A 9,512-nucleotide genomic window follows, 5' to 3' on the forward strand; every position below is an offset into this window, starting at 1 on the left:
GGGCAGCACCCAGGTGGCGAGTTGCTCCACGGTCGGGGCGTGGGGGTGGGGGGTCACCGGCGTGGCATAGGCCGCATCCATGGTCGCCTGACCCGACAGCCGCCGCCGGAACAACCGTGGGCACACGTTCCGATTCGGAATGATCGTTCTGCTACTGGCATTCGCGGATCACATCACACCTTGGTCAGGACCATCCACGGGATCGATTCCGTGCCGAGGATACGTAGTACGTATGCCTGACGGGTACTACAACGGATCTCCAGCCGTCCGCCCGGCGGCATTCCGGCCGCCAGCCTGATGATCGCCCCGGCGCCATGGGCGTCCAGGAAGGAAAGATCTGTCAGGTCCAGGAGCAGGCGGTTCCCGAACCGGGCGAACGCCTGCTCAAGGCCATCGATGAACCGCTCGCGGGTAGATAGATCAACTTCTCCGGCCAGTCTCAGGCCGGAGTCGGTATACGCAATATCCAGGGATCCAATACCTTCGAGCACCGTCATGGGGTGGACGCCGTCCATGCGGTCCAGCAGTTCCCTGCTGAAACGCTTCCGGTCGTAGCAGCAGATCACACTGCACCGCGGATCGGTGAACAAGACCTTGAGCTCATGTTCATAGGTGACGAGCTGGTCGAGATCCATGTCAGGATCCAGCGCCCAGGCCATGTCGGCGCAGGCTCGGAATCCCGGGTACTCCTGCCGGTACGACAGCTCGATCTGCTCCCGGTACCGCTGGATCTGGCCCTCGACGGAGAACCGGCCAGGCGGCAGATACATCGCTTCGGTGCTCTCGATGTTCAGTTGGCCGCGCTCCCATGCCGGCTCCACCGGCGGACCACAGGAGTCCAGCCGAGCGAAGATCTCGCCTTTCGAGAGGTCGGGGTCGGCGACGACCAGCACCTTCTCACCTTTGGCGAGCCCCCACTGACTGTAGGCGGCCAGCACGCTCCAGCACGCGTCGTCGTCGACGAAGCTCAGGCATGCGTGATCGCCAAGCCCTATCCGTCCTACGGATACGGCCCGGCGCGAACCAGCATCAACACCCTGCGTAGACACCCCACGTACAGCTATGACGTCAACTGGTTTAAGGATTCACGGTCCGATGACGCTTGTCAAAATGGGCCCGGGGCCACGCGGGCGCGGCCCCGGGCGGCGCTTCAGCGGGCGAGACGTTCGCGCAACTGTTTGAGCACCACGTCGGGGACCAGCCCGGACACGTCCCCACCGTAGGTGGCGACCTCCTTGACCAGGCTGGACGACAGAAACGCATACTGTGGATTTGTACTCATAAAGAGGGTTTCTACACCCGCGAGCGAATGGTTCATCTGCGCCATCTGCAACTCGTAGTCGAAGTCGCTGACCGCGCGCAGGCCCTTGACGATGGCCTGAATGCCGCGGGCCCGGCAGAAGTCGACGAGCAGACCGTGGGACGACTCGACCACCACGTTGGAATGGTCCCGGGTCACCTCACGTATCAGCTCTATCCGCTCCTCCACGGTGAAAAGATTGGCCTTGTTCTTGTTGATGAGCACGGCTACGACGACCTCGTCGAAGAGCCGACTGGCGCGGACGATGATATCCAGATGACCATTGGTGATCGGGTCGAACGAACCTGGACAGGCAGCCCTTCTCATGATCCGGAACCGTACCAGAGCACCCCCTCACCATACGCGCGATTGCGAATAGTAATGATCCCGTCCGGCCAGACCGGCGGGCCGCCGCGGCGCGAGCGCTCCACGACACACACCCCGTCCGGCTGCAGCCAGGCACCAGCGATCAGCCCGGCGAGCACGCTGGTCAACGCACTGTCCGACAGCGCGTACGGAGGATCCAGGAACACCACGTCGAACGCGCGCTCCGGCATGATTTCCACCACACGTTGGACGGACCGGAAAAGGATCTCCACACCGGTGAACCCGAGCGCCGCCGCATTCGCGCGCAGGGTGCGGACCGCCGCCGCCGACCGGTCGACGAACAGGACGTGGGACGCCCCGCGCGACAACGCCTCGAGCCCGACCGCCCCACTGCCGGCGTAGAGATCGGCGAACCGCGCGCCGCGCAGCTCGACCAGTGAGGCGAGCGTGTTGAACAGCCCCTCCCGCGCCCGGTCGGAAGTCGGACGGGTCCCGCCCCCCGGTGGCACCCGAATAGGGCACCCACGCGCAATCCCACCGATGATCCTGGCCATTTCCCGTCTTCGTCTCGTCGTTTTCTTTGTTTTTCTTCGGATTTCTGGTGGCTGTGCGCGCCGGTCATCCCTTTTCCAGATAGGCGGCGGCGGTCTCGTCGAGGGTGGCGGCGAGCGCCGCGGCCAGGACCGGATGCGCCGACAGCTGCGGGTCGGCGTCGACGAGAACGCTCGCCTCGCCCCGCGCGCAGCGGATCAGCTCCTCGTCCCTGAGCAGTTCCAGCAGGCGCAGGGAACGCCGGCCGCCGGACTGGGCCGCCCCCAGCACGTCGCCCTCGCGTCGCTGCGCAAGGTCGAGACGGGCGAGCTCGGCCCCGTCGGAGGTGGCCGCCACCGCGGCCAGCCGCTCCCAGGCGGGCGAGCCCTCCTCCACGTCGGTATACAGCAGGCACCATCCGGGCGCGCTGCCGCGACCGACCCGGCCGCGCAGCTGGTGCAGCTGGGAGACACCGAAACGGTCGGCGTCCATCACGACCATCACGGTCGCGTTCGGCACGTCGACCCCGACCTCGATCACCGTGGTGGCCACGAGGACGTCCAGCTCCCCCGCGGCGAACCTGGTCATGGTCTCTTCCTTCTCGTCCGGGGGCAGCCGGCCGTGCAGTGCCTCGACCCGCAGCCCGGCGAGCTCGCCCGCCCGCAGCTCGGGCAGCACGTCGAGAACGCCCGCGCCCGGCCGGCGGGCAGCCGCCGACGCGTCCCGCGACGCGATGTCGTCCGGCCGCACCCCGTCCACCGGGCCGTCCGCCGGGCCGGCCACGTCGTCGGCCACGTCGTCGGCCACGTCGTCGGCCACGTCGTCGGCCACGTCGTCGGCCACGGGGCCGCCGGCCCCGGGGACGTCGTCGGCGTCGCTGGTGTCCCCACCGATGCGCGGGCAGACGACATAGGCCTGCCGGCCCGCGGCGACCTCGTCGCGGATCCGGCCCCACACCCGGTTGGCCCACTTCGGGGCCGTCGCGGGCACGACGAACGTGGAGATCGGCGAACGGCCGGCCGGCAGCTCGGTGAGCGTCGACACCTCCAGGTCGCCGAAGACGGTCATCGCGACCGTCCGCGGGATCGGGGTGGCGGTCATCACCAGCAGGTGCGGCGGCCGGTCGGACCGGGAGCGCAGCGCGTCCCGCTGCTCCACTCCGAAGCGGTGCTGCTCGTCGACGACCACGAGAGCGAGATCGCGAAACACCACCGACTCCTCGAGCAGGGCGTGCGTGCCGACGACGAGGCCCGCGCTGCCGTCCGCGACAGCGGTGAGCGCCTCCCGCCGCGCCTTCGCGCCCAGCGAGCCCGTCACCAGCACGGCCCGGGTGGCCTCGGCGGCGGCGTCGAGCTCCCCGGCCCGTCCCAGCGGGCCGAGCAGCGCGCGCAGGCTGCGCAGGTGCTGGGCCGCGAGCGTCTCGGTGGGCGCGAGCAGCACCGCCTGCCCGCCGGCGTCCACCGCGGCGAGCATCGCGCGCAGCGCCACCACCGTCTTGCCGGACCCGACCTCGCCCTGCAACAGCCGGTGCATCGGGAAGGACCGGGCGAGCTCCGCCGCGATCGTGTCGCCCACGGCGCGCTGCCCGGCGGTGAGCGGGAAGGGCAGGGACGCGTCGAAGGCCGCGAGCAGACCGTCGGGACGGGGATGCCGCGGCGTCGCCGCGATCTTCTCGACGTCGTGCCGGCGCTGTGCCAGCGCGACCTGCAGGACGAGTGCCTCGTCCCATTTCAGCCTGGTCCGGCCGCGGCCGACGTCCGCCCAGGACGACGGCTGGTGGACCAGCCGGTAGGCCTCCAGCCGGCTCACCAGCCGGTAGCGGGCGCGGACGGCGGCTGGCAGCGGGTCGTCGAGCTCGGTCAGCAGGTCCAGGACGATCCGCACGCACTTGGCGATCGCCCAGCTCGGGATCTTCGCCGCGGTCGGGTAGATGGGCAACAGGCCGCCCGCGAAACCCTCGACGTCCCCGACTGGGCCGTCCCCGCCGGTACCTGTGGGACCGGTACCTGTGGGACCGGTACCTGTGGGACCGGTACCCGGGGAGCCGCTACCGGCGGAAACTGTTCCGTTATGGGCCGTGCCCGCGTAAGCCGGGAGCTGCCCGCTCGCCGACTCGGTGATCCCGGGAAGCTCGACCTCCCCCGGGCCGTCGGAGAACCCCGGGATCGTGTCGTCGAGCAGCTGCACCTCGGGGTTGGTCATCTGCCGCCGCTGGTTGAACACCTCGACCTTCCCGGCGAACAGCGCGGTCACCCCCGGCCGCAGGTCCCGCGACCGCCACGGCTGGTTGAAGAACGTCAGGGCGAGGCTGTGCTGGCCGTCGCTGACAGTGACGATCAGCATCTCCCGCCCGCGTCCCCGCAGCGGGCGCCGCTTGGCGCTGGTGACCCGCGCCTGGATGGTGACCGCCTCACCGACGGTGAGGTCACCGAGATCGGTCAGTTCCCCCCGCTCCTGGTAGCGCCTTGGCAGATGGGCGAGCAGGTCACCGACCGTCTCCAACTCCAGGGCGCCGGCGAGCGCCGTGGCGGTCCGCGCACCCACCACGTCCCGCAGCCGTGTCTGCTGGTCGACCACACCAACGATCCTGCCCGACGGCACCGACAGCTTCGATCCGCCCCACGCGTTCGGCCCGCCCACGCGCTTTCGTGGGCGCTCCTTGCGGGCGTCTCACGGGCTGGCGGTGTCCGGTGGCGGCGCGGCGTGAGGTAGCCTCGGATGACCGCCGCGAACGCGGCATGATCATTACTATTCTCTGGCGGAGTGTCTCGTGTCTTCGGTGTGCGACGTCTGCGGCAAGGGGCCGGGCTTCGGTATGTCGGTCTCCCACTCCCACCGGCGCACCCGGCGGCGCTGGAACCCCAACATCCAGACCGTGCACGCGCTCGTCGGCAAGACGCCGAAGCGCCTGAACGTCTGCACCTCCTGCATCAAGGCCGGCAAGGTCACCCGCGCGTAGCAGGCCGCGTAGCCAGGTGTGGCGGCTGTCGCCGCTGCCAGGCGTGGTCGACGGGGCCGATGCCCGCGCCGAGCGGAAAACCCGCTCCCACCGCGCCGGTGACGTAGTCCTTTGCCGCACGTACGGCATCGGGGACGTCCGCCCCGCGGGCCAGCAGCGACGCGATCGCGGACGCGAGCGTGCAGCCGGTCCCGTGGGTGTGCCGGTTGTCGTGCCTGGGCGCCCGGAGCATGACGCTGTGCTGGCCGTCGGTGAGCAGGTCCACGGCGTCGCCGGGCAGGTGCCCGCCCTTGACCAGCACCCAGCGTGGCCCGAGGTCGAGCACGGCGCGCGCGGCGGCCGGCAGGTCCGCCTCGGTCCGCACGTCGATGCCGGTGAGCAGCCGGACCTCGTCGAGGTTCGGGGTTGCCACCGTCGCCACCGGCAGCAACCGGGTGCGCACGGTCTCCACCGCCTCGGGCGCGAGCAGCGGATCCCCGTGTTTGGACACCCCTACGGGATCAACGACGACCGGGACGCCGACCCCGGCCAGCTCGCCCGCGACCGCGGCGACGATCGGCGGTGACGACAGCATCCCGGTCTTGACCGCGTCCACCCCGATGTCGGCCACGACCGCGCGGATCTGCGCCACCACGGCCTCCGGCGGCAGCTCCCACACCCCGTGCACACCCAGGGAGTTCTGAGCCGTCACCGCGGTCAGCGCGCTCATCCCGTGGACCCCGAAGGCCAGTGCGGTCTTCAGATCAGCCTGGATACCAGCGCCCCCGCCGGAGTCCGACCCCGCGATCGCCAACACCCGAGCCGGCGGCAGACGCGCGACCGGGCCGGGAGCGGAACCGAAAGAGACCACGGTCCCCACGCTAGACCGCTGCCCACCCGCCCCGCGCCGCCCGGCTGGTAGGCGGGCGGCACGGGGGCGCGAGTGGGGCGGTGACGTGGTTCTCGTCCCTCGCGGATCCAGGTTTTCGACGTCACGGCTCAGGGCGCGCGGAAGTGGTCCCAGCCGCCCGGCGCGGCGGCCGTCGGGCCGGGCAGCCCCGGTGGCCGGAGCGGGCCGCCGCGCAGGTCCGGCGGGACGTTGCCGCCCACGACCCGCACGCCTGGCCCGCCTGCGGCCGGGTCGGCGGCCAGCACACGGCCAATCACGGTGACCCCGGACGGCGGGGCGACGCCCGCCGGCAGCGTCCCGACCAGCCCGTGATCCTCGCCGCCGGTCAGCAGATGCCGGACGTCCACGCCGGGGACGGCCGCCCGCAGCGCGTCGGCGTCCACCTCCAGCACGACGCCGGAGGCGGCCGCCACATGCCCGAGATCGGCGAGCAGCCCGTCGCTGACGTCGAGTAGCGCGGTCGCGCCGGCCCTGGCCAGGACCGGCCCGGCCCCGTACGGCGGCGTCGGCCTGCGGTGGGCGTCGACCAGGGGCCCCTCCCGCACGCCCGCGAGCAGCAGCTCCAGCCCCGCGGCGGAGCGGCCCACCGTGCCGGCGAGGACGACCGACTCCCCCGGGCGCGCTCCCGAGCGGGTCAGCGGGGCGGCACCCCGTGGGTCCCCGAGCGCGGTCACGGCCAGGCAGACCTCGGTCGCGCTGACCGTGTCACCGCCGACGACGACCGCGCCCACCTCGGCGCACTCGTCGCGCAGGCCGTCGGCCAGGCCCTCGGCAAGCTCGACCGGGGTGGACGGCGGGCAGGCCAGGCCGACCAGCAGAGCGGTCGGGACGGCTCCCATGGCCGCCACGTCGGCGAGGCTCTGCGCGGCAGCTTTACGTCCGACGTCATATGGGGAGGACCAGTCAAACCGGAAGTGCCGCCCTTCCACGAGCAGATCTGTGGTAGCAATCACATAACCGGAGGGTGTCGGGACCACCGCGGCGTCGTCACCAGGACCCGCTGGCGGCGCCGGTGCGCCCAGTCTGGCCGCCACCCGGGCGATCAGACCAAATTCCCCTACCTCAGACACTCTCACCGGAGCCGATTGCCTGTTACCTTCTGTCGGCCCGTTGTTCTGCGGCACGGGTTGTCGACGTCCGACAAGGGAGCCTCTGTGGTCCACGCGTACATCCTCATCCAGACCGAGGTCGGAAAGTCCTCATCGGTGGCCAAGGAGATCGAACAGATCCCCGGTGTCACCCAGGCGGAGGACGTCACCGGCCCCTACGACGTGATCGCACGTGCCGAGGCGGCCAGCGTCGATGAGCTGGGAAAGCTCGTCATGTCGCGCGTGCAGACGGTCGACGGGATCACCCGCACGCTGACCTGCCCGGTGGTGCACTTCTGACGCCTCGCGCGCGCCTGTTCCCCGTCATGACCGGCCGGGACGACAGGGTGCGGGCATGGCGGTCACCCGCCGCGCGGCCCTGTCGGCCAGCCGGGTCACCGGGGCCAGCGGTCGGGCGACGGACCGGGCGGCCGGTCGTGCTCCTCGCTCAGATCATGGCCCTCGCCATTGTGATTCCGCTCACCGCGTGTACTGGCTCCCCTGGCCCGGTTACGGTCAACGGCGCTCCGGATCCGGCCGGGGAGCAGCGGTCGGCCTGCCTCACCCTCGGAGCCGCCCTGCCGTCCTCCCTGGGGCCGGGCCTGGAGCGTCGCGAGGTCCAGCCGGCGTCGCCGTTCGTCGCGGCCTGGGGCTCCCCGCCGACGGTGCTCTCCTGCGGCGTGCCGGGGGTCGCTCCCGGCTACCGGCCTGACGTGACGCTCGCGGTGGTCGACGACGTCGGCTGGTTCGCCGAGGAACGCGGTGACACCGTCCGCTACTCTACGCCTACTCGGCGTCCGCGGGTTGTGCTGCTACTCCCCGCGTCCGTCCAGGCCTTCGACGTGCTGGCCACGCTCGCCGCGCTGGTCCGCGACGCGACACGGTCGACGACGGCCTGAGCGCGGCCGGCCAGCAGGCGGCAGCGGCGACGGAGGGATACGACAGAGGGAGGCGACGGGGATCAGTGCAGCCCCGTGCCGTGACGGGTCGCCAGCGCGACCAACCGGTCCACCAACCGCGGATAGTCCAGGCCGGTGGCGGCCCACATCCGCGGGAACATCGAGGTCGGGGTGAACCCCGGCATGGTGTTCACCTCGTTGACGACGACCGAGCCGTCCGGGCGGACGAACACGTCCACCCGGGCGAGGCCCGCGCAGTCCAGCGCGACGAACGCCCGCACGGCGATCTGACGGACCGCGGCGGTGACCTCGGCGGGCAGGTTCGCCGGGACGTCGAAGCGGGCCGCGTCCGAAAGGTACTTGGCCTCGAAGTCGTAGAAGCCCGCGGACCCCGCGGACGAGGCCACCGTCACCTCCGCGGGCAGGCTCGCCTCCGGCCCGCCGCCGTCGAGGCTGCCGAGCACGCCGCACTCGACCTCACGGCCGACGACGGCGGCCTCGACCAGCACCTTCGGATCGACGGCGCGGGCGGCCTTCAGCGCGGTCGCCAGGTCGTCCCAGGCGTCCACCCGGCTGATGCCGATGCTCGACCCGCCCCGGGCCGGTTTGACGAACACGGGCAGGCCGAGGCGTTCGCGGTCGTCACCGCTCAGGGCCTGCCCGGCGCGCAGCACCGTGTACGGGCCGATGTCGAGCCCGGCGGCGGCGAGCAGGATCTTCATGTACTGCTTGTCCATGGCCGCGGCGCTGGCGAACACCCCGGAGCCGACGTAGGGGACGGCGGCCATCTCCAGCAGCCCCTGCACGGTGCCGTCCTCACCAAACGGCCCGTGCAGCAGCGGGAACACCACGTCGACGGCGCCAAGGCCAACGGCGCCAAGGTCGGCGGTACCGCGGTCGGCGGGGCCGGGGCCCGCCGAGACCGCCACCCCGTCGAGCGCTATCAGGCCGCCCACGGTGGGGTCACCTGGCAGCACCACCGGCCTGGCGGTGGCGTCGACCGCGGGCAGCACGCCGTCGCGGACGGCGAGCGCGTCCGGATCGTCCGGGCCGAGTACCCATCGGCCATCGGGGGTGATACCGACAGCGACAACGTCATAACGCCGCCGGTCCAGGGCTCGCAGGACGCTGCCAGCCGAGACACAGGAGATCGCGTGCTCGGTGCTGCGGCCGCCGTACAGGACGGCGATCCGGGTCCGGCGCGGCGGAGAGCCAGGCATGACGGGACCCTAACCGATGCCCGGCCGCGTCCCGCCGAACCCCACAGCGAGTCCACCTGAAGCACCGTTCAGGAAACACAAAACCGTCGCAAAATCAACCAAAAACAAACAATCAACAAGAAATATGTGACCGGCCATTGTCGGATCATGAGAACGAGGGAACAAACGGTCGCCATAACAGCCGTTTCCTTACTCATTCCTTCGATCACGGGAGCCTGACCGGGGTTTGGGGTCGCGTTTGGCGGATAGCCGCTCGTGGACGGTGTCCGTGGCGCGGGGTCGGGGATGGTCGGGGATGG

The 9,512-nt window shown here is 71.1% G+C and carries 10 protein-coding genes; 3 read left to right on the plus strand and 7 right to left on the minus strand.

Annotation, left to right across the window (positions count from 1 at the left end; all coding sequences use genetic code 11):
- Positions 1-173: 173 nt before the first annotated feature.
- The 4 genes from CM1CMNOD_RS17160 to CM1CMNOD_RS17175 all read right to left on the minus strand — a co-directional run bounded on the left by CM1CMNOD_RS17160 (position 174) and on the right by CM1CMNOD_RS17175 (position 4,735).
- Complete coding sequence (locus tag CM1CMNOD_RS17160; RefSeq protein ID WP_013874849.1) at positions 174-1,049, minus strand: MEDS domain-containing protein; 876 nt, start codon at positions 1,047-1,049, stop codon at positions 174-176.
- Positions 1,050-1,150: 101 nt separating this feature from the next.
- Complete coding sequence (gene coaD / locus CM1CMNOD_RS17165) at positions 1,151-1,627, minus strand: pantetheine-phosphate adenylyltransferase (protein WP_013874850.1); 477 nt, start codon at positions 1,625-1,627, stop codon at positions 1,151-1,153.
- Positions 1,624-2,181 (minus strand): 16S rRNA (guanine(966)-N(2))-methyltransferase RsmD, encoded by a 558-nt coding sequence (gene rsmD / locus CM1CMNOD_RS17170; protein ID WP_013874851.1) that lies wholly within the window; start codon positions 2,179-2,181, stop codon positions 1,624-1,626. Before rsmD ends, coaD begins: the two co-directional genes overlap by 4 nt.
- Positions 2,182-2,245: 64 nt before the next feature.
- Positions 2,246-4,735 carry an ATP-dependent DNA helicase RecG gene (locus CM1CMNOD_RS17175; RefSeq protein ID WP_013874852.1) on the minus strand — a complete coding sequence of 830 codons (2,490 nt, stop codon included), beginning with the start codon at positions 4,733-4,735 and terminating at the stop codon, positions 2,246-2,248.
- A 193-nt stretch (positions 4,736-4,928) separates the two neighbouring features.
- Between CM1CMNOD_RS17175 and rpmB the strand changes: the two genes are divergently transcribed.
- Positions 4,929-5,117, plus strand: a complete 189-nt coding sequence (gene rpmB / locus CM1CMNOD_RS17180; RefSeq protein ID WP_013874853.1) for a 50S ribosomal protein L28 — start codon at positions 4,929-4,931, stop codon at positions 5,115-5,117.
- Here rpmB and thiD read toward each other — a convergent pair.
- Both thiD and CM1CMNOD_RS17190 read right to left on the minus strand, forming a co-directional pair.
- On the minus strand, positions 5,104-5,976 hold the full coding sequence (gene thiD / locus CM1CMNOD_RS17185) for a bifunctional hydroxymethylpyrimidine kinase/phosphomethylpyrimidine kinase (RefSeq protein ID WP_013874854.1): 873 nt from the start codon (positions 5,974-5,976) through the stop codon (positions 5,104-5,106). The two genes, rpmB and thiD, sit on opposite strands and share 14 nt — an antisense overlap.
- Before the next feature lie 119 nt (positions 5,977-6,095).
- Positions 6,096-7,082, minus strand: a complete 987-nt coding sequence (locus CM1CMNOD_RS17190; protein WP_013874855.1) for a thiamine-phosphate kinase — start codon at positions 7,080-7,082, stop codon at positions 6,096-6,098.
- A 78-nt stretch (positions 7,083-7,160) separates the two neighbouring features.
- Here CM1CMNOD_RS17190 and CM1CMNOD_RS17195 point away from each other — a divergent pair, with 78 nt between their 5' ends.
- Both CM1CMNOD_RS17195 and CM1CMNOD_RS17200 read left to right on the plus strand, forming a co-directional pair.
- A complete protein-coding gene (locus CM1CMNOD_RS17195) occupies positions 7,161-7,394 on the plus strand; it encodes an Lrp/AsnC family transcriptional regulator (protein ID WP_013874856.1) in 234 nt (77 codons plus the stop codon).
- 137 nt (positions 7,395-7,531) lie between these two features.
- The gene (locus CM1CMNOD_RS17200) at positions 7,532-7,993 is read left to right on the plus strand and encodes a DUF3515 family protein (RefSeq protein WP_013874857.1); all 462 of its coding nucleotides are present in this window, start codon (positions 7,532-7,534) and stop codon (positions 7,991-7,993) included.
- Positions 7,994-8,055: 62 nt separating this feature from the next.
- On the opposite strand, the gene CM1CMNOD_RS17205 is transcribed toward CM1CMNOD_RS17200, so the two are convergent.
- Positions 8,056-9,213, minus strand: coding sequence for a D-alanine--D-alanine ligase family protein (locus tag CM1CMNOD_RS17205; protein WP_013874858.1), 1,158 nt, complete (start codon positions 9,211-9,213; stop codon positions 8,056-8,058).
- Positions 9,214-9,512 lie beyond the last annotated feature (299 nt).

This window comes from Protofrankia symbiont of Coriaria myrtifolia (assembly GCF_900634755.1).
Taxonomy (GTDB): Bacteria; Actinomycetota; Actinomycetes; order Frankiales; family Frankiaceae; genus Protofrankia; species Protofrankia coriariae.

Coding starts and splice junctions, on each gene's coding strand:
- coaD (WP_013874850.1), bottom strand. CDS start 1,627: ATGAGAAGGGCTGCCTGTCCAGGTTCGTTCGACCCGATCACCAATGGT.
- rsmD (WP_013874851.1), bottom strand. CDS start 2,181: ATGGCCAGGATCATCGGTGGGATTGCGCGTGGGTGCCCTATTCGGGTG.
- CM1CMNOD_RS17205 (WP_013874858.1), bottom strand. CDS start 9,213: ATGCCTGGCTCTCCGCCGCGCCGGACCCGGATCGCCGTCCTGTACGGC.